Consider the following 17,977-nt stretch of genomic DNA (forward strand, 5'->3'; position numbering starts at 1 on the left):
GTAGGAGCTGGCTTGCTGCGGGCGGCGGTCCGACGATGCTTTTGAGATTACTCGGGCAACTCGACCAGGCCATCGACATCCGTCATCGCCCGCTCCAACAGGTCCGCTGGCAGACTCTTGCTGGCCCGCGCGCCGAGTAACTTGAGCTGCTCGCTGCGGCTGACCAGGTTGCCACGGCCTTCCGTCAGCTTGTTGCGCGCGGAGCTGTAGGCCTTGTCCAATTGCTGCAAGCGATTGCCGACTTCATCCAGGTCCTGAATGAACAACACGAACTTGTCGTACAGCCACCCTGCCCGCTCGGCGATTTCCCGGGCGTTCTGACTCTGCCGTTCCTGCTTCCACAGGCTGTCGATGACACGCAAGGTGGCCAGCAACGTGGTCGGGCTGACGATCACGATGTTGCGGTCGAACGCTTCCTGAAACAGCGTTGGCTCCGCCTGCAACGCCGCGGAAAACGCCGCTTCGATGGGCACGAACAGCAAGACGAAATCCAGGCTGTGCAAGCCGTCGAGCCGTTTGTAATCCTTGCCGGCCAGACCTTTGACGTGGTTGCGCAGCGACAGCACGTGCTGCTTGATGGCGATCTGGCCGATGGCATCGTCTTCGGCCGCCACGTATTGCTGATAGGCCGTCAGGCTGACCTTGGAGTCGACCACCACCTGCTTGTCGCCCGGCAGATAAATGATCACGTCCGGCTGGAACCGCTCGCCGTCCGGGCCCTTGAGATTGACCTGGGTCTGGTACTCGCGGCCCTTCTCCAGACCGGCGTGCTCAAGCACCCGCTCGAGAATCAGCTCACCCCAGTTACCCTGGGTCTTCTGCCCTTTCAAGGCGCGGGTCAGGTTGGTCGCTTCGTCGCTCAGGCGCAGGTTCAGCTGTTGCAGACGCTCCAGCTCCTTGGCCAGCGAAAAACGTTCGCGCGCCTCGGCCTGATAGCTTTCCTCGACGCGTTTTTCAAACGACTGGATGCGCTCTTTCAACGGATCGAGCAACTGCCCCAAACGCTGCTGACTGGTTTCGGCGAAGCGCTGCTCGCGCTCGTCGAAGATCTTGCCGGCCAGCTCGGCGAACTGGGCACGCAGCTCATCCCGCGAGCCTTGCAGGTCACTGAGACGCTGCTGATGGCTTTCCTGTTGCTCACGCAGCTCGGCGTTCAGCGAGGCGGCTTGAGCGTCCAGGCGACGCAACTCAACGTCTTTGCCGGCGCGCTCAATGTTCCAGGCATGAGCGGCGTCGCGGGCGTCATCACGTTCGATCTGCAGCAGTTCGACTTCACGGCGCAAGGCGGCGAGGTCTGCCTGCTTGGCGGCGTTGGCCTGCCCCAGGTCAGCAATTTCGTCGCGAGCAGCTTCGAGCTGGGCATTCAACCCATCCTGTGCCAGGTTGGCCATGGCCAGACGCTCTTCCAGCAGTGCAACCTCTGACTGCGTGGTGCTCGCACGGCGCTGAAGTTGCCAGGCCAATGCCAGCAACGGCAGTGCAGCACCCGCCAGACCGAGCAATATGCTGGTCAAGTCCATCGCCATAGCCATTCCTGCCCGTTCGATAAAGCTTGAAGGTTAACCAAGGTGTCAGGTCTTGGACAGCTCAGTCTTCGATCAGACCGAGTTCCTGTTGAGCGCGCCGATCCCCGGCCCGCGCGGCCTGACGCAAGAGGTCCTGGCCGATACGGCGGTCCCGGGCATTCCCGCATTCGCGGCACATCAACTGACCGAGACGGCTCTGCGCGGCCACCACGCCTTCACGCGCCGGCTGCTTGAGCAAACGCCCGGCGAAATGTTTGACGTTGTGGTTTTCGCCCAGGCGCGGGCTGTCCAGCAGCCATTCGGCCACACGCATCGAAAAGCGCTTGGGTGGGGTGACGCTGGTAGGTGTCGAGGTTGCGGAAGCGGGTACTGAGCGAAACTTCATAAAGCACTGTGGGGCAGATCGGAAGGCGCGCCACTCTACTCTTTTTTTCTTACAGGTAAAGCCTAAAAAAACCCGGCACGCCCGTCCTAGAGCAAGCGCTCGGGACAATCCACAGAAGCTGTGGATAACTCAGTGGACAACCGCCCTTGAACTCTCGCAAAGCCCTGTGGAATGGGGCTCGCAGTCAAACTGACGATTTTTTCACCAGTAAAAAAAACCGATGTTTTTCATTGACTTAAATTTTGGTTACAGGCACCCACTACGTTTGAAGGGCAGATGACAGTGGGGTGACAGTCCGCGCAACTTATGTGCACAAGTACCTTCGAGGCAGTTATATCCATGCGCTTTTTCGGCGCATTTTCTCACCTGGCTTGGGGATAAACCCTGGCGAACCCATGATCCAGACCGGTTTCGAACCGACGAACGTCGACGACCGATGGTCGGAATCTGTGCCATTACAGGGCGAAACCGGCGCTCTCTGGCTGTGGGTAAGCGCCAGTCCGCACACGAATGGCGGCATCCGGGAGATGTTTTTGACTAACACACTTCCTTTCTGCAATTCAATCCGTTAGTATCCGCGGCGTTAGTACCAAGCTGAAAGTCAATTCTGGTCGAACAAATCCTCCCGGTCAGCCTTCCCAAAGGAAGCCTCTACCGAACAAGCGGGATCGACCACCTCGATGGTTTCCAGGTAAACCTTGCGCCAACACAGCCTTTGAATCGAAAGCAAAGGGTGTTGCGAAGCTCACTTACTCTGACCGAACCAGCCTGCAAATTGATCAGGATCTTCACCCCGGGCCCAGAACCTTTGCCCTTGATGTGTTGCCTGCCCTCCTAAGTACCTACCTGCCAGCCCAAGCGCGCCAACTTAATCAGCGCTTCAAACTGGCTGCTTTGTTCCAGTCGGGTTCTTCGTTCGACCAATGGTGGTCGTCGTCACTGGAACGTTTTAATTTTGCACGGTTCTTATCCGTGTCGCTTGTAGGAACACCCATTAATGACTACTCAAATCCACACCCAGGATGCCATTCGCACCCTAACCAACGCTTTTGCACCAATGAACTGCCTGATCATGGCCGCTCGCAAAGGCTGCTTCAGTTTCACTCTGGTCAACGAACACGGCATCGCTCGTCACAGCGAACGCCTGTACCCCGATCAATACTCCAGCGCCGAGCCGCTGCAGGCCGTGATCGAGCGTACCCGTCAGGCACTGGTTGCCTGAGACGCCAGAAACGCTGAAAACCTCAAAAGCCTCGCCTTGAAAAGCGGGGCTTTTTATTGCCTGTTGTTTCGTGTGCGGGCTTTGGTTTGGTTTTGGTGGTGAGTACATATCCGTTTCTTCGGTCACGGCTGACATTGGTTTCGCTCTTACAGCGAGTCACTTTCGAAAAGCGCGAAAGTAACCAAAGCGCTCTTGCCCCTTTCGTTCGGTGCCTCGCCTAGGCTCGGCATGCCCTCGCTCCGGTCCTGCTCCGCGGGCCCGCCGCCATCGGCCATCCCTGGCCGGGGGGCGGCTAACCCGGCATCCATGCCGGGTTGCCCACTGCGCAGAACCTCCACTCGGCCTCTCGAGGGGGCGCTTAGATCAAAAGCGGAAGGCGAGCTAACGCTCGGCCTGATGAGTGGTGGAAATCAAAAGCGCACACGATTCCCTGTAGGAGCCGGCTTGCCGGCGAAAAGCGTTTGGACAACGCGTTCATTCAGACAGCCCGCGCTATCGTTGACGTCCATCGCCAGCAAGCTGGCTCCTACAAGGGAAATGCAGATGTGTTTGGATAAATACGATCAACTGTAGGAGCCGGCTTGCTGGCGATAGCGGTGGGTCAGTCAACGCATTTATCGCCTGAAATGACGCCATCGCCAGCAAGCCGGCTCCTACAGGGGAGCGGTGTACAAATCCGGAATGAGTGAACGCATCAAAGAAGGACAACGCGGACATCTAAAGAGCCAGGTCGGCTTTCAGGCCGCCTCGGCGGCTGTGGCGGTAGTCGCCCCCTCGAGAGGCTGAGTGGAGGTTCTGCGCAGTGGGCAACCCGGCATGGATGCCGGGTTAGCCGCGCACGGCCAGGGATGGCCGATCGCGGCGGGCCCACGGAGCAGGACCGGAGCGAGGGCATGGCGAGCATTAGCGAGGCACCGAACGAAAGGGGCAAGAGCCCTTGGTTACTTGGGGCTCTTCCAAGTGACTCGCTGTAAAAGCGAAACCAATAGCCGCCGTTACCGAAGAAACGGATATGTACCCAAACGCCCTCCCTAAAAAACGGGTCTTTTTATTGCCCGATATTTCTCTTTTCACAGCCGCCGCGTAAGCACTAACCGATATAACGGTTATAACTGTCTGCCGGAAATATTTTAAAAACAGACCTTTACAGCGCGAATATGACACTACACTTCAACTCAAGCGGCTTGAACCGCTTACGGCGAGCCTGAGTCGATCCACCCGCTGCCAACGCTAAGTTCAGGACTCGCCGACCACTTCTTGTTCGAGGGTTTTATGGGTATCGCTGCCAGCGAACTGTGCCGTTATGTGATCCGTCCGACACTGATCTACCTGGGACGCCATAGCGCGACCGCCGAATCCCTGCTGCTGGGCATCGCCGCCAGTCAGTCAGCCCTTGGTTCCGCCCTGCATGACCGCCGTGGACACGGCTTGTACCGAATCGCCGAACCCCGCCACCAGGCACTCTGGGACCATTACCTGGCACTTGATCCGGAGCGCGCGAGCCTGGTGCGCGGACTGGCCAGCCAGCACGCGTTCCTCAGCGGCCCACACCTCGAATTGACCGTAAACCTGCGTTACGCCACAGCCATCGCCTGGCTGCTGGTCGAAGAACAGAACACCCCCCTCCCCGAAGCAGACGACTTGCTGGGAATGGCCCGAATCTGGCGCCAGACCTTCCAGCCCCAAGGACGCCTGAGAGATTTCACCTACGCCTGGCAAACCTGTGTATCACCGTTGAATCAAGTCGCCTGCTGAACCCCTCGCTCAACAAGATCGCCCAACAGGTCGCGATTTTGGTCGGATTGTCCTACAAAACCGCTCTAAATCAAGCAATACAGCCTATAGCGCTGGGACGAAAATGTTGGTAATTTTCGCCCCGGTGATCACCAGGAGTTCTAATAATGAAAAAAGTAATGCTCAAAACCACCCTTAGCCTCGCCGTTGCCTTGGCATCCACCCAAATCTTCGCAAGTGGTTTTGCCCTCAACGAACAAAGCATCAGTGGGATGGGCACAGGTTTTGCCGGGCGATCCTCATCTGCCGACGACGCAAGTACAGTATTTGGTAACCCTGCCGGTATGGCTCGCCTCAAGCGCGAACAAGTGACCGGTGGTGTTGCATTTATCGACGCGCACGCTGACATCAGCGATGCCAGCTCCCGCCCGAATGGTGGTACCAATAAAGGTGACATGGTCCCTTTCATGGGCGTTCCCATGGGCTACTACGTAAAGCCAATCGATGACCAGTGGGCAGTCGGTTTCGGCGTCTACGCTCCATTCGGCCTGGTGACCGACTACGAGAACGGCTTCGCCGGCAAGTACTTCGGCAGCAAGAGCGAAGTCACAATCGTCACCCTGCAGCCAACCGTCAGCTACGCCTTCAACGACAAGGTGTCGATCGGTTTCGGTCCGACCATCAACCGCATCGACGGCAAGCTGGAATCGAACCTGTCGCTGGACCCGCGCGCCGCTGATGGTGAAGTCAGGATCAAGGGTGATGACACTGCACTGGGTTACAACTTCGGTGTCCTGGTTCAAGCCACCGACAGCACCCGCGTCGGCCTGACCTACCACTCGAAAGTGAAGTACAAACTCGAGGGTGACACCAAGGTCAACTACGGCGTGCTCGCGGCGCTGGGCCAGAACCCGATCCAGAAATTCGACGCTTCGCTGGACATCACCACGCCTGAGTCCGTGGACTTCTCGGTCACTCATCAGCTGGACGACCAGTGGACCCTCTACGCAGGCAGCACCTGGACTCGCTGGAGCCGCCTGAAAGAAATCACCGTCGAGAACGAAGGCGTTCCTGCCGCTCTGGCTGCGCGCGGCCTTGGCACGATCACTGAAGAGCAGAACTGGCACGACACCTGGGCTCACGCCATCGGTGCTTCCTATCAGTTGAACAAGCAATGGGTGCTGCGTACCGGCCTGTCCGTCGATCAGGCACCGACCAACAACGAAAACCGCTCCCCGCGTATTCCGACTGGCGATCGCAAGATCTTCAGCCTGGGCGCTGGCTGGAGCCCGACCGACGACCTGACCATCGACGTAGCGTATTCGTACCTGCGCGAAGAGTCGGTCAAGGTCAACAACAGCAACGGTGCTCCTCGCAACCAGACCTACAACGCCAAGTATGAAAACTGGGCGAACGGTTTCGGCATTGGTGCGACCTACCGCTTCTGATGTGATTCACGGCGAGCCTGAACCCCTCGCCGCCTGAATCAAAAAAGCCCCGCACTCTTTACAGAGGCGGGGCTTTTTAGTGGGCGTCGATCAGGGTTGTGAAGCCAGGGCTTTTTCCACGGCGGCGATGAATTCGGGATCGTCAGGTGTGGTGAGGCTGGAGAAGTTGGCGATCACCTTGCCTTTGCGATCGACCACATACTTGTAGAAATTCCACTTCGGCGCATCGCTTTGGGCGGCAAGCACCTGGAACAGATGAATCGCATCATCACCGCGAACCTTCTGCGTCTCGGTCATGGTGAAGGTCACGCCGTAATTCACGTAGCAAACCTTGGCGGTTTCCGCGCCATCCTTGGATTCCTGCTTGAAGTCATTGGAAGGCACACCGATCACCTCCAGCCCCTGCCCCTTGTAACGCTGATTCAGCGCCTCCAGGCTTTTGAACTGCGGGGCGAAACCGCAAAAGCTCGCGGTATTGACCACCACCAGCGGTTTGCCGGCGAAGCGCTGGCACAGGTCGATCGTTTCCTTGGCCCGCAGTTTGGGCAACGAGCCTTGCAAAAGCTCAGGGCACTCGTCGGCCGCTTGAGCCAATCCGGTAAACGCCATGAGTAACGCGGGAACGGCAAGCCAGCGCATCAGCATGTCCATGCATCCTTGAAAAGTCGTCTGCAATGAACTTACTCGCCCTCACATCCTGCTAGCAAGCGCCCATGCCCAATTGCATCAACGCCAGCCCGCCCTGATGCCAGCCCCACCACGCCAGGGCCAGCAGCAACAGGCCGCCCGCTGCCACGGCGATTCGTGGCCAGAGGCTGTTCATGTCGCGCTCATCCGGGTTTGCAGGCGCGCCACCGGCCGCTCACGCACTGGCCAATTCAAGGCAGCCGCCAACAGGCTCAAAAGAATCGCTACTTGCCAGATCAAGTCATAACTCCCGGTTCGGTCATACACCACCCCGCCCAACCAGCCACCCAGGAACGATCCGAGCTGATGGAACAGGAAAACGATCCCACCGAGCATGGACAGATTTCTTACGCCGAACAAGGTCGCCACAGTGCCGTTGGTCAACGGCACCGTCGACAGCCACAGGAAGCCCATGGCCATGCCAAACAGATACGCCGTGGTTGTCGTCACCGGCGCCCACAGAAACAGGACAATCACCACGGCCCGCAGTACATACAGGCCGGTGAGCAAACGCGGCTTGGACATCCGCCCGCCGAGCCAGCCCGCGGTGTAAGTACCGAAGATGTTGAACAACCCGATCAGCGCCAGCACCGTCGTGCCGACCGTGGCGGGCAAATGCTGATCCACCAGATACGCCGGCAAGTGCACACCGATGAACACCACCTGGAAACCGCAGACAAAAAAGCCGAACGACAGCAGCCAGAATCCCGAATGGGAACAGGCTTCGCGCAAGGCTTCGGAGAGGGTCTGCTCGTGACCGAGAACCGGCAACGGCTTGTCCTTGAGCATGCTCACCAGCGGCACGATCAGCGCGACCAACAGGCCCAGCGCCAGCAATGCCGCCGACCAGCCGAGCCAACCGATCAAACCCAGTGTGCCAGGTACCATCGCGAACTGGCCAAAAGAGCCGGCAGCGCTGGCGATACCCATGCCCATGCTACGTTTCTCCGGGGGTACCACGCGGCCAACCACGCCCAGGATCACCGAAAATGAGGTGCCCGACAGCCCGATACCGATCAATAGTCCCGCGCTCAGCGACAGGGTTACCGCCGAATCGGACAAGCCCATGAACAGCAGGCCCATCGCGTAGAGCACGCCGCCGATCAGCACCACTTTCGCCGCGCCGAATCGGTCGGCCAGCGCGCCGGTAAAGGGTTGCGCCAAGCCCCAGATCAGGTTCTGCAAGGCGATGGCAAAGGCAAACGTCTCACGCCCCCAACCGAACTCGGCACTCATCGGCGCCAGAAACAGCCCGAAGCCGTGTCGCACGCCCAGAGACAACGCAAGGATCAGCGCACTCCCCACTAAAACCCAACCGCAAGTACGCCACATCGATGTCATTCTTATTCTCCGGTAGCGGGTATATACCCGCTTAAGATCGGAAAAACTGGCGTCAGGCCAGTTCGTCCAGCAGCTTCAGCAAAATTTCGCGTTTTTCGGCGCCCAGACGATCAACCAGTCGCTGCTGCGCCGCCTCCCAGGCCGGCAAGGCCGCTTTCAGGCGCTCAGCACCGGCCTCGGTCAACCTGACGATGCGATTACGCATGTCTTCGCCCTCGACCAGCATGACCAGGCCGTCGCCTTCCAATACCCGCAGATTGCGCCCGAGGGTGCTGCGGTCCAGGCCCATGGCTTCCGCCAGGGTGGAAATACTCGGTTCATTCAGACGCTGCAGATTGCACAACAAAGAATACTGGGCAACGTTGATTCCGAAGCCGTCGAGAGCGCCGTCGTAGTGCCTGCTGACGCCACGGGCGGCGCGACGCAGGTTGATGCATAAACATTGGGAGTCGAGCATGGTGCGTGTATATACCCGCGGTTGAATGAATGCAAATTTTTGATACAAAACCCTGTAGGAGCGAGGCTTGCCCGCGAAGAACGATAACTCGGTTTTTCTGTTAGACCGCGGGGCACTCTTCGCGGGCAAGCCGGATCGCCGCACCGCTCGCTCCTACAGGAACAGTGCAAGGCCAATCAGTAAAACCATCTCCAGCAATTCCAGCAATGCCCCCGCCGTATCGCCCGTGGTCCCGCCCAATCGCCGCAACATGACCTGCCGCAACCAGACAAACACCAGCGCCGCCAACACCAACGCCACGACACCGCCGAGCCCTGCAATCAGCACACAAGCCAATGCACTGAGCGCCAGCACCTGCTTGCCGGCCAGGCGCGGCAGATGATCGGCCAGCGCCTGCCCCAAGCCACCGGCCCGCACATACGGCGTGGTCAGAAACAACCCCAGCAACGCAGCACGGCCAATCAACGGGACGATGATCAGGAAAACGCTGTGCTGCTGCTCAATCAATGCCAGCAACGCCGCGAACTTCAGCAGCAACACCAATACCAGCGTGACCACCGCTATCGGACCGCTGCGCGGGTCCTTCATGATCGTCAGCGTTCGCTCGCGATCGCCAAAACCACCGAGCCACGCATCAGCGCTATCAGCCAGGCCGTCGAGGTGCAACGCACCGCTGAGCAACACCCAAGCCGTCAACAGCAACGCCGCGTGCAGCAACAACGGCGTGCCCGACAACACCCAGTTCAACGCCCACAAGATCCCGCCGAACAGCAGCCCCACCAGCGGATAAAACAGCAGCGAGCGCCCCAGCTCCTGCGGCGCCGGCATGCCCGGCAGACGAATCGGCAGGCTGCTCAGAAATTGCAGGGCGATCCAGAACGGCAACATGGTCAGATCGCTTCCTTGAGAATGACGCCGGGTTCAACGCTCAACGAAAACAGCGAACCATGGCCCACTTCAACGTTGAGCAACTGCTCGCGCGGCAACCCCCGCGCCTGCGCCAGCAACAAACGCATGACCCCGCCATGACTGATCAGCAACACACGCTCGCCCGCGCAGGCAGCTTGCAAACGCCCGACCGCGGCCAGTACTCGCGTCGAAAAGTCCGCGACGCGCTCACCCTGCGGCGGCGTAAACGAATAGGGATCAGCCCAGAACAAACCCAACGCCTCGGCATCCGTTTCCATCAGCGCCGCTGCGCTCTGCCCTTCCCAGGCACCGAAATGCAGTTCTTGCAGATCTTTATCCAGCTGCACTGGCAACCCCAGTTGCGCACCAAGTTCTTCGGCGAACCGCGCACAGCGTTGCAATGGCGAACTGACCAGACGATCCCATGGCCCCTGCGCGACCACCGCTGCGCGCATCTGCGCCCAGCCTGTGGCGGTCAGTGCATCGTCGAGGCTGCCGCGCAAACCGCCGCCCAGTTCGGTTTCGCCGTGACGCAACAGGTCCAGGCGCAAGGTCATGCCGGACGGTCCGCCACGGCGGCTTCGGCGAAGGTCGCCATTTTCCCGTGAAGGTCACACGCCAGGCGCAGCAACGGAACCGCCAACGCCGCGCCGCTGCCCTCGCCCAAACGCAGACCGAGGTCCAGCAAGGGTTCGGCGTTCAGGGTTTCCAGCACATGGCGATGACCCGGCTCGGCACCGCGATGCCCGAACAACAGCCACTCGCGGCAATGCGGATTCAAGCGCACCGCCGCCAATGCGGCGACGCTGCAAATGAACCCGTCCACCAGCACCGCGACACCTTCCTGGGCACACGCCAGATACGCGCCGACCAGTGCGGCGATTTCAAAACCGCCGAGGTTGAACAGGGTTTGCAGTGCATCGCCACGCTGAGCGCTGTGCAAGGCCAAAGCACGTTCGATGACCTGAGCCTTATGACTGACACCCGCCGCATTGAGGCCGGTGCCCGGCCCGGTCAAGTGCACCACCGGACAATCCAGCAAGGCACAGGCCAACGCACTGGCCGCCGTGGTGTTGCCGATGCCCATCTCGCCGCCGATGAACAACTGCGCGCCCGCCGCAATGGCGCGCCGCACGCTGTCGCGACCGGCCTGCAAGGCGAGTTCACCCTGGGCTTGAGTCATGGCCGGGCCGTCGACAAAATTCGCGGTGCCGGCACCGATGTTCAAATGGCGCACACCCGGCAGATTCAACGATGGCGTGACCGTGCCGAGGTCGACCACTTCGAGCGACGCGCCGAGTTGACGCGCCAACACACTGATCGCCGCGCCACCGTTGACGAAGTTGTGCAGCATCTGCCCGGTGACTTCCTGGGGAAACGCCGACACACCTTCGGCGACCACGCCGTGATCGCCGGCAAAAATCGCGATCCACAGCTGATCCAGGCTCGGCTTGACCTGCCCCTGCAATCCCGCCAACTGCACCGCCACCGACTCCAGTCGTCCGAGGGAGCCGGCCGGTTTGGTCAGTTGCTGTTGCCGGGCTTCAGCCTGCTCGACGGCTTGGGCATCGATCGGCTTGCACGGGTTCAGCCACCAGGATTGAGTCATAACGCAGTTCCTTTCAGAGTCAGGGGCAGGCCGGCGACGGTCAGGACAACTCGCTGACAGCGCTCGGCCAAAGCTTGATGCAGCCAACCGGCTTCATCGACGTAGCGGCGAGTCAATTCGCCCAGCGGCACGACACCCATTCCGGTCTCGTTGCTGACAAAAATGATTTCACCCGGCAATTGCGCCAGGCAGTCCAGCAGCGCTTCACGTTCGGCCGTCAGACGCTCGGCGTCGTCGAGCATCAGCAGATTGGTCATCCACAGGGTCAGGCAATCCACCAGCAGGCAACGCTCGGCACGAGCGGTTTCACGCAGGACGCGGGCCAGCTCAACGGGCTCTTCGATCAGCGCCCATTCGGCTGGACGACGGGCGCGGTGGTGGGCGACCCGCTCGCTCATTTCACCGTCCAGCGGTTGGCTGGTGGCGATGTAGGTCACCGGGAGCTGGCTGTCTGCTGCCAGTTTTTCGGCCAGGCGACTTTTGCCGGAACGGGCGCCGCCGAGGATCAGTTGCAGCATGGTTCATTCCTTACAATGTGCGGTGTGATGGAGGGCCCTTTCGCGGGCAAGCCTCGCTCCTACAGGATCGAGAGCAGCGCGAAACCTGTAGGAGCGAGGCTTGCCCGCGAAGGGGCCGGAACAGCCACCTCAAATCCCGCAGAGCTCACGCAACAGCCGGGTATCCAAATGCTTCTCCACCAAATCCGCCAACCGCTCGATATCTCGCTCACGCAACCCGTGATAATCCACTTCCTGCACATCCTGCAAACCCGCCCAGCGCAACAGCGCACTGCACGCCGCCGGCGATTCAAACAGGCCATGCAGGTAGGTGCCGAAAATCTGCCCGTCGCCACTTTGCGCGCCATCGCAACGACCATCGTCCAGCTGCACGGCGGCATTTTCCAATGCCGGGCCGGTGGTAACGCCGGCATGAATTTCGTAGCCGCTGACCGGCGCATCTTCCAGCGCCAGACGCCCGCGCACATTGCGCAACTGCTTCTCTTCTTCAAGCTGCGTTTCGAACGCCAGCAACCCCAAACCGGCGCTGGAGCCCGGCGCACCTTCAAGGCCCAACGGATCGTGCACCTGCTCGCCAAGCATTTGCAGGCCGCCGCAAATACCCAGGACTTTTCCGCCGTAGCGCAAATGTCGGCTGATGGCGGTTTCCCAGCCGTTAGCGCGCAGATATGCAAGGTCGCTGCGCACGCTTTTCGAGCCAGGAAGAATGATCAGGTCGGCGGGCGGAATCGCCTGGCCGGGGCCGATGAATTGCAGGTCGACTTGCGGGTGCAGGCGCAGCGGATCGAAGTCGGTGTGGTTGCTGATGCGCGGCAACACCGGCACCACCACTTTGAGCACTTGATCGGCCTTGTCGGTCTGGCGCTGATCGATGCCGTCCTCGGCTTCCAGGTGCAGGTCCATCACGTACGGCAGAACGCCAATCACCGGTTTGCCGGTACGCGCTTCCAGCCAGTCGAGGCCCGGTTGCAGCAAGGCAATGTCGCCGCGAAAACGGTTGATGATGAAGCCTTTGACCCGTGCCTGCTCGCTTGGCGACAGCAGTTCCAGGGTGCCTACCAGATGCGCGAACACCCCGCCGCGATTGATGTCGGCGATCAATACAACAGGGCAATCCACTGCCTCGGCGAACCCCATGTTGGCGATGTCGCCGGCGCGCAGATTGATCTCGGCCGGCGAGCCTGCGCCTTCGACCATGACCACTGGATACGCCGCGCTCAGTCGCGCATGGGAGGCTAGCACCGCTTGCATGGCGATGGCTTTGTAGTCGTGATAGGCGACCGCGTTCATGGTCGTGACGGCGCGCCCATGGATGATCACCTGGGCGCCAGTGTCGCTGTTGGGTTTGAGCAATACCGGGTTCATGTCGGTGTGCGGTTCGAGGTTGGCGGCCTGAGCCTGCACGGCTTGCGCGCGGCCGATCTCGCCACCGTCAGCAGTCACGGCGCTGTTGAGCGCCATGTTCTGCGGTTTGAACGGCACCACGCGCACGCCCTGCCGCGTAACCCAGCGACACAACGCCGTCACCAGCGTGCTTTTACCGGCGTCCGATGTAGTGCCTTGCACCATCAGCGTAGTCATCGGCTTTCCTTGGCGTAATCTGTAAACGCTTGCGCGAGACGGGTCCAGTCGGCTTCTTCGCCGGGCAGGCCGAAACGCAGGCTGCTGTTGTGGGTGAACAACCGCAGCAGGATACCGCGCCGGGCCATGAACTCATGCAGCTCTTCGGCGCACTCGGTCACCAGCCATTGAAACAACGCGCAACCGCCCTGAGGTTTGAAGCCGTGCTCTTCAAGCAACAGCGCCAGCCGCTTGCTGGCTTCTTCGGTACGCAGACGTTGTCTGGCGTGGCCTTCGGCATCCTTCAGGCAGGCTTGCCCCAACACGCGGGTCGGCCCGCTGACGGCCCAGGGGCCGACTTGTTCGGCGAGCAACTTGAGCAACTTGCGCTCCGCCAGTACGAAGCCCAAGCGCACCCCGGCCAGACCAAAAAACTTGCCGAAGGAACGCAGCACGATCAAGCCCACCATATGGGCACATGGCGCCAGACTCAGTTGCGGCGTGTTGTCCATGAACGCTTCGTCGACCACCAGCCAGCCACCGCGCTGCGCCAGCCTGGAATGCCAGTCGAGCAGACGGCTCGGGGTCAGGCTCAAGCCCGTCGGATTGTTCGGATTGACCACCACCAGCACATCGAGACTGTCGAGGAAGAAGTCGACTTCCTGCTCCAGCACTTCACGCACGATGTAACCGTTGCGACGCCAGGCTTCGGCGTGCTCGGCGTAACACGGCGACAGCACGCCAACCTTGCCGTCCCGCCGCAAACGCGGCAGCAGCTGGATCGCCATTTGCGAACCGGCCACAGGCAACACCTGCGCGGTGCCGTAATAATCACAGGCGGCCTGCTCCAGACCGTCATCGTTTTCCGGTAACCGTGCCCAGGCGCGCAACGGAATGTCCGGGACCGGAAACGGCCAGGGCGCGAGGCCGCTGGACAGGTCAAGCCAATCGGCTTCGGCGATGCCGTATTCGAGCGCGGCCTTGCGCAACCGTCCACCGTGTTCAAGCATAGAATTCAGCTCCCACGCAGAGAATCAGCAGCCATAACCATACCCCGCGCTGGACCAATTGCCAGCCACGGTCAATGGAGTCGGCGTCCGCCGGCACGCCTTCGCCCAGTTGCGGACGCTGATGCAATTCGCCGTGATAAATCGCCGCCCCGCCCAACTCGACGCCCAGCGCACCGGCTCCCGCAGCCATCACCGGCCCGGCGTTCGGGCTGTCCCAGGTCGGGCCCTGGGTGCGCCAGCATTTCAGTGCGAGTCGGGTTTTGCCCAGCAGCGCGTAGGTCAACGCCACCAGCCGCGCCGGAATGTAGTTGAGTACGTCGTCGATTTTCGCCGCCGCCCAGCCAAACCGTTCGAAGCGTTCGTTGCGATAGCCCCACATCGCATCCAGCGTATTGCTCAATCGGTAGAGCACCACACCGGGCGCACCGGCCACGGCAAACCAGAACAGCGCGGCAAACACCGCGTCGCTGCCGTTCTCCAACACCGATTCGGTAGCGGCGCGGGCGACTTCGGTTTGATCCAGTTCGCTGGTCTGGCGACTGACCAGATAGCCGACGCGTGTGCGCGCCTCCTCCAGATCATCACTGCGCAGGGCCTTGGCGACCGGCTCGACGTGTTCACCGAGACTGCGCAGGCCGAGGGCGCAATAGAGCGCGAGAATCTCGACGATCCAGCCAACGTAAGGTGCCCAGGAAAACGCCGTGGCCAGCAAGGTCAGCGGCAACACCGCAATCACCCATGCCGTGACACCGTGGCTGCGCCAGCCGCGCCCGCCACCATTGAAACGTTGCTCGATGCGGTCGGCAAAACGGCCGAACGCCACCAGCGGATGCCAGCGTTTGGGTTCACCCAGCAGCGCATCCAGCGCAACCGCGGCGACACTCAACAACGCCACACTCATTGACTCACTCCCCAATAATTTTCGTACAGCATTTCACTGAGCGGGCGCGCTTGCGCCCAGCCTTCGAGTACCAGCATCGGCGCCGGATAGAATTCCTTGACCGGGCCCAGGCAAAGAACAGCCAAAGGCTTGGCCCCGGCGGGCAAACCCAGCAGGTCGGCCAGGGCTTGCGGCTCGAACAAAGAGACCCAGCCCATGCCGAGTCCTTCGGCACGGGACGCCAGCCACAGGTTCTGGATCGCGCAGGACAACGACGCCATGTCCATTTCCGGCAAGGTGCGACGGCCAAAGATGTGCCGCTCGCGATCGTCCATCAGCGCAGCGACCAGCACTTCGGCGCAGTCGTTGATGCCTTCGACTTTCAGCTTCATGAATTCATCGGTGCGCTCGCCGAGGGCTTCGGCGGTACGCATGCGTTCCTCTTCCACCAGCAACTGGATCTTGCTGCGCAGGGCCCGGTCGCTGATACGAATGAACCGCCAGGGCTGCATCAGGCCGACGCTTGGCGCCTGGTGCGCGGCGTCGAGCAGACGCCGGAGCAACTCGGGTTCGACAGTGCCGCCGCTGAAGTGGCGCATGTCGCGGCGTTCGGCGATGGCTCGGTAGACCGCTTCGCGTTCGGCCTGACTGAATGCGTTGTCAGTCATGGCCTCATCGCTGGCAAGCCAGCTCCTACAGTTGATCGATGAGACCCCAAAACCCCTGTAGGAGCTCGCTTGCCAGCGATGGCGGCCTCCCGGTCAGGCGCAAACAACGCGGCAATCGCGGTCGGATTCGACGGAAAATAAAAATGCACGTAAGAAGCCGTCATCCGCCCCTCACGATAAACCGCCTCCGCCCCACGCCCGCCATTCGGGCTCAGGCCACGAGCAATCGGCTCAAGCTCGGTACTGGTCAACGAATGGTGATAGGTGTGCCCACGCAGCGAACCTTCCGGCAAGTCAACCGCCTGCAACGCCAGCGCCGCCAATCGTTTCTGCATCACCGCATCACCGCTCAGCAAACCAACCAGCTCCGCCCGCGTGCCTTCGACATCGGTCAGCGAATCGAGCAAATACAACATGCCGCCACACTCGGCCAGCAACGGCTTACCCGCCGCGTGATGAGCGCGGATGGCGTTGAGCATTTGAGTATTCCGAGACAGCGCCACATGGTGCAATTCCGGGTAGCCGCCCGGCAGATAGAGGCTGTCAGCCTCCGGCAATTGCGTGTCGCGGATCGGCGAGAAGAATGACAATTCGGCGCCCATGGCCCGGAGCAAATCCAGGCTCGCACCGTAGGTGAAAGCGAACGCCTCATCACGGGCCACGGCGATTTGGATACCGGCCAGCAACGGTTCGGCGGCGATCACTTCTGGAGCGGCGAACTCCACAGGCGGTGGCAGAGTAACGTCGCAGCTGTTGGCCAGTGATTCGGCCGCCGCGTCGAGGCGCAGGTCGAGGTCGTTCAGCTCGCTGGCTTGAACCAGACCGAGATGCCGGCTCGGTAATTCAATCCCGGTTTCCCGGGACAACGCGCCGTACCAGCGCAAGCCTTCAGTCAGGCTGCCTTCGAGCAATTGCGCATGGCGCAAGGTGCCCACGCGGTTGGCCAGCACGCCGGCGAACGGCAAGTCCGGCTGATACTTCGCCAGCCCCAGCGCCAGCGCACCAAAGGTCTGCGCCATCGCCGTGCCGTCGATCACCCCGAGCACCGGCACACCAAAGTGCCGCGCCAGATCGGCGCTGGACGGCGTGCCGTCAAACAGGCCCATGACACCTTCGATCAGGATCAGATCCGCTTCACCGGCGGCTTCCCACAACAGTCGGCGACTTTCCTGCTCGCCGACCATCCACATGTCCAATTGATACACCGGCGCACCGCTGGCGCGCTCGAGAATCATCGGGTCGAGAAAGTCCGGGCCGCATTTGAACACGCGTACCTTGCGTCCCTGATTGCGATGCAAACGGGCCAGCGCGGCGGTGACGGTGGTCTTGCCCTGACCGGAGGCCGGCGCGGCAATCAAGACCGCCGGGCAATGACGTGGTTGATTCACAGCTCGACGCCTTTTTGCGCTTTGATCCCGGCCTGGAAGGCGTGCTTGATGACGCCCATTTCAGTGACGGTGTCGGCCAGTTCGATCATTTCCGGCTTGGCGCCGCGACCCGTGACGACCACGTGTTGCATCGGCGGACGCGCCTGCAAGTCGCTGAGCACCTGATCGAGGTCGAGGTAGCCGTGCTTGAGGGCGATGTTCAGTTCATCGAGCACCACCAGGCCGATCGACGGATCGCGCAACAATTCGCGGGACACTTCCCACGCGGCTTCGGCGGCGGCGATGTCACGCTGGCGGTCCTGGGTTTCCCAGGTAAAGCCTTCGCCCATCACATGAAAACGCACCTGCTCCGGGAAGCGCCGGAAAAACAACTCTTCGCCCGTGCTGCTGCGCCCCTTGATGAACTGCACCACGCCGCACTGCATGCCGTGGCCCATCGAGCGGGCGAGCATGCCGAAGGCCGAGCTGCTTTTGCCCTTGCCGTTGCCGGTCAGCACCAGCAGCAGGCCGCATTCATTCGGGGAATTGGCGATGCGTTCGTCGATCACGGCTTTTTTGCGCAGCATGCGCGCCAGATGGCGTTCGTCACGATCGGGAGTATCAGTCATGGGGGAGCTCTCCGTTGAGGCTGGATA

Annotated in this window: 19 protein-coding genes; 3 read left to right on the forward strand and 16 right to left on the reverse strand. The window is 61.1% G+C overall.

All coding sequences use genetic code 11. The annotated features are described in order from the left end of the window. Positions 1-47: 47 nt before the first annotated feature. Entirely contained in the window at positions 48-1,412 is a 1,365-nt protein-coding gene (gene rmuC, locus KGB24_RS08445; protein WP_177318191.1) for a DNA recombination protein RmuC, read from the reverse strand. A gap of 175 nt (positions 1,413-1,587) precedes the next feature. Then, positions 1,588-1,911 carry a sel1 repeat family protein gene (locus KGB24_RS08450; protein WP_192416977.1) on the reverse strand — a complete coding sequence of 108 codons (324 nt, stop codon included), beginning with the start codon at positions 1,909-1,911 and terminating at the stop codon, positions 1,588-1,590. A 997-nt stretch (positions 1,912-2,908) separates the two neighbouring features. Here KGB24_RS08450 and KGB24_RS08455 point away from each other — a divergent pair. The 3 genes from KGB24_RS08455 (at position 2,909) to KGB24_RS08465 (ending at position 6,315) form a co-directional block, all read left to right on the forward strand. Continuing rightward, a complete protein-coding gene (locus KGB24_RS08455) occupies positions 2,909-3,133 on the forward strand; it encodes a hypothetical protein (RefSeq protein WP_008031832.1) in 225 nt (74 codons plus the stop codon). 1,272 nt (positions 3,134-4,405) lie between these two features. Beyond that, positions 4,406-4,888, forward strand: a complete 483-nt coding sequence (locus KGB24_RS08460) for a hypothetical protein (RefSeq protein WP_008033583.1) — start codon at positions 4,406-4,408, stop codon at positions 4,886-4,888. Positions 4,889-5,034: 146 nt separating this feature from the next. Beyond that, complete coding sequence (locus tag KGB24_RS08465; protein WP_008033579.1) at positions 5,035-6,315, forward strand: OmpP1/FadL family transporter; 1,281 nt, start codon at positions 5,035-5,037, stop codon at positions 6,313-6,315. A gap of 90 nt (positions 6,316-6,405) precedes the next feature. Here the strand turns inward: KGB24_RS08465 and KGB24_RS08470 are convergent, their stop codons facing one another. From KGB24_RS08470 to cobO, 14 genes are all read right to left on the reverse strand, one after another. After that, positions 6,406-6,954, reverse strand: coding sequence for a glutathione peroxidase (locus KGB24_RS08470; protein ID WP_411736630.1), 549 nt, complete (start codon positions 6,952-6,954; stop codon positions 6,406-6,408). Between the two features lie 61 nt (positions 6,955-7,015). After that, the gene (locus KGB24_RS29220; RefSeq protein WP_008033574.1) at positions 7,016-7,138 is read right to left on the reverse strand and encodes a hypothetical protein; all 123 of its coding nucleotides are present in this window, start codon (positions 7,136-7,138) and stop codon (positions 7,016-7,018) included. Further along, the gene (locus KGB24_RS08475) at positions 7,135-8,343 is read right to left on the reverse strand and encodes an MFS transporter (RefSeq protein ID WP_008033572.1); all 1,209 of its coding nucleotides are present in this window, start codon (positions 8,341-8,343) and stop codon (positions 7,135-7,137) included. The genes KGB24_RS29220 and KGB24_RS08475 overlap by 4 nt, the downstream gene beginning before the upstream one ends. A 52-nt stretch (positions 8,344-8,395) precedes the next feature. After that, a complete protein-coding gene (locus KGB24_RS08480; protein ID WP_008033571.1) occupies positions 8,396-8,800 on the reverse strand; it encodes a MarR family winged helix-turn-helix transcriptional regulator in 405 nt (134 codons plus the stop codon). Between the two features lie 153 nt (positions 8,801-8,953). Beyond that, on the reverse strand, positions 8,954-9,688 hold the full coding sequence (locus KGB24_RS08485; RefSeq protein WP_223414540.1) for an adenosylcobinamide-GDP ribazoletransferase: 735 nt from the start codon (positions 9,686-9,688) through the stop codon (positions 8,954-8,956). Between the two features lie 2 nt (positions 9,689-9,690). Then, positions 9,691-10,266, reverse strand: a complete 576-nt coding sequence (gene cobC / locus KGB24_RS08490; protein WP_008033569.1) for an alpha-ribazole phosphatase family protein — start codon at positions 10,264-10,266, stop codon at positions 9,691-9,693. Beyond that, positions 10,263-11,318, reverse strand: coding sequence for a nicotinate-nucleotide--dimethylbenzimidazole phosphoribosyltransferase (gene cobT / locus KGB24_RS08495; protein ID WP_223414541.1), 1,056 nt, complete (start codon positions 11,316-11,318; stop codon positions 10,263-10,265). Before cobT ends, cobC begins: the two co-directional genes overlap by 4 nt. Then, entirely contained in the window at positions 11,315-11,836 is a 522-nt protein-coding gene (cobU, locus tag KGB24_RS08500; RefSeq protein ID WP_223414542.1) for a bifunctional adenosylcobinamide kinase/adenosylcobinamide-phosphate guanylyltransferase, read from the reverse strand. The genes cobT and cobU overlap by 4 nt, the downstream gene beginning before the upstream one ends. Positions 11,837-11,965: 129 nt before the next feature. Then, on the reverse strand, positions 11,966-13,417 hold the full coding sequence (locus KGB24_RS08505) for a cobyric acid synthase (RefSeq protein WP_223414543.1): 1,452 nt from the start codon (positions 13,415-13,417) through the stop codon (positions 11,966-11,968). Further along, positions 13,414-14,406, reverse strand: a complete 993-nt coding sequence (gene cobD / locus KGB24_RS08510) for a threonine-phosphate decarboxylase CobD (protein ID WP_008039193.1) — start codon at positions 14,404-14,406, stop codon at positions 13,414-13,416. The genes KGB24_RS08505 and cobD overlap by 4 nt, the downstream gene beginning before the upstream one ends. Beyond that, positions 14,399-15,307 (reverse strand): adenosylcobinamide-phosphate synthase CbiB, encoded by a 909-nt coding sequence (gene cbiB, locus KGB24_RS08515; RefSeq protein WP_008033562.1) that lies wholly within the window; start codon positions 15,305-15,307, stop codon positions 14,399-14,401. Before cbiB ends, cobD begins: the two co-directional genes overlap by 8 nt. After that, complete coding sequence (bluB, locus tag KGB24_RS08520) at positions 15,304-15,954, reverse strand: 5,6-dimethylbenzimidazole synthase (protein WP_223414544.1); 651 nt, start codon at positions 15,952-15,954, stop codon at positions 15,304-15,306. Before bluB ends, cbiB begins: the two co-directional genes overlap by 4 nt. Next, the gene (locus KGB24_RS08525; RefSeq protein WP_223414545.1) at positions 15,951-17,342 is read right to left on the reverse strand and encodes a cobyrinate a,c-diamide synthase; all 1,392 of its coding nucleotides are present in this window, start codon (positions 17,340-17,342) and stop codon (positions 15,951-15,953) included. Before KGB24_RS08525 ends, bluB begins: the two co-directional genes overlap by 4 nt. Further along, entirely contained in the window at positions 17,339-17,950 is a 612-nt protein-coding gene (gene cobO, locus KGB24_RS08530; protein ID WP_008033559.1) for a cob(I)yrinic acid a,c-diamide adenosyltransferase, read from the reverse strand. Before cobO ends, KGB24_RS08525 begins: the two co-directional genes overlap by 4 nt. Positions 17,951-17,977: the final 27 nt, after the last annotated feature.

Source organism: Pseudomonas sp. BF-RE-25, assembly GCF_019956105.1.
Taxonomy (GTDB): domain Bacteria; phylum Pseudomonadota; class Gammaproteobacteria; order Pseudomonadales; family Pseudomonadaceae; genus Aquipseudomonas; species Aquipseudomonas migulae.

Excerpts from the sequence above, each read along its gene's own strand:
- KGB24_RS08450 (WP_192416977.1), bottom strand. The coding sequence starts at position 1,911 with ATGAAGTTTCGCTCAGTACCCGCTTCCGCAACCTCGACACCTACCAGC.
- KGB24_RS08455 (WP_008031832.1), top strand. The coding sequence starts at position 2,909 with ATGACTACTCAAATCCACACCCAGGATGCCATTCGCACCCTAACCAAC.
- KGB24_RS08460 (WP_008033583.1), top strand. The coding sequence starts at position 4,406 with ATGGGTATCGCTGCCAGCGAACTGTGCCGTTATGTGATCCGTCCGACA.
- KGB24_RS08465 (WP_008033579.1), top strand. The coding sequence starts at position 5,035 with ATGAAAAAAGTAATGCTCAAAACCACCCTTAGCCTCGCCGTTGCCTTG.
- KGB24_RS08470 (WP_411736630.1), bottom strand. The coding sequence starts at position 6,954 with ATGCGCTGGCTTGCCGTTCCCGCGTTACTCATGGCGTTTACCGGATTG.
- KGB24_RS29220 (WP_008033574.1), bottom strand. The coding sequence starts at position 7,138 with ATGAACAGCCTCTGGCCACGAATCGCCGTGGCAGCGGGCGGCCTGTTG.
- KGB24_RS08475 (WP_008033572.1), bottom strand. The coding sequence starts at position 8,343 with ATGACATCGATGTGGCGTACTTGCGGTTGGGTTTTAGTGGGGAGTGCG.
- KGB24_RS08480 (WP_008033571.1), bottom strand. The coding sequence starts at position 8,800 with ATGCTCGACTCCCAATGTTTATGCATCAACCTGCGTCGCGCCGCCCGT.
- KGB24_RS08485 (WP_223414540.1), bottom strand. The coding sequence starts at position 9,688 with ATGTTGCCGTTCTGGATCGCCCTGCAATTTCTGAGCAGCCTGCCGATT.
- cobC (WP_008033569.1), bottom strand. The coding sequence starts at position 10,266 with ATGACCTTGCGCCTGGACCTGTTGCGTCACGGCGAAACCGAACTGGGC.
- cobT (WP_223414541.1), bottom strand. The coding sequence starts at position 11,318 with ATGACTCAATCCTGGTGGCTGAACCCGTGCAAGCCGATCGATGCCCAA.
- cobU (WP_223414542.1), bottom strand. The coding sequence starts at position 11,836 with ATGCTGCAACTGATCCTCGGCGGCGCCCGTTCCGGCAAAAGTCGCCTG.
- KGB24_RS08505 (WP_223414543.1), bottom strand. The coding sequence starts at position 13,417 with ATGACTACGCTGATGGTGCAAGGCACTACATCGGACGCCGGTAAAAGC.
- cobD (WP_008039193.1), bottom strand. The coding sequence starts at position 14,406 with ATGCTTGAACACGGTGGACGGTTGCGCAAGGCCGCGCTCGAATACGGC.
- cbiB (WP_008033562.1), bottom strand. The coding sequence starts at position 15,307 with ATGAGTGTGGCGTTGTTGAGTGTCGCCGCGGTTGCGCTGGATGCGCTG.
- bluB (WP_223414544.1), bottom strand. The coding sequence starts at position 15,954 with ATGACTGACAACGCATTCAGTCAGGCCGAACGCGAAGCGGTCTACCGA.
- cobO (WP_008033559.1), bottom strand. The coding sequence starts at position 17,950 with ATGACTGATACTCCCGATCGTGACGAACGCCATCTGGCGCGCATGCTG.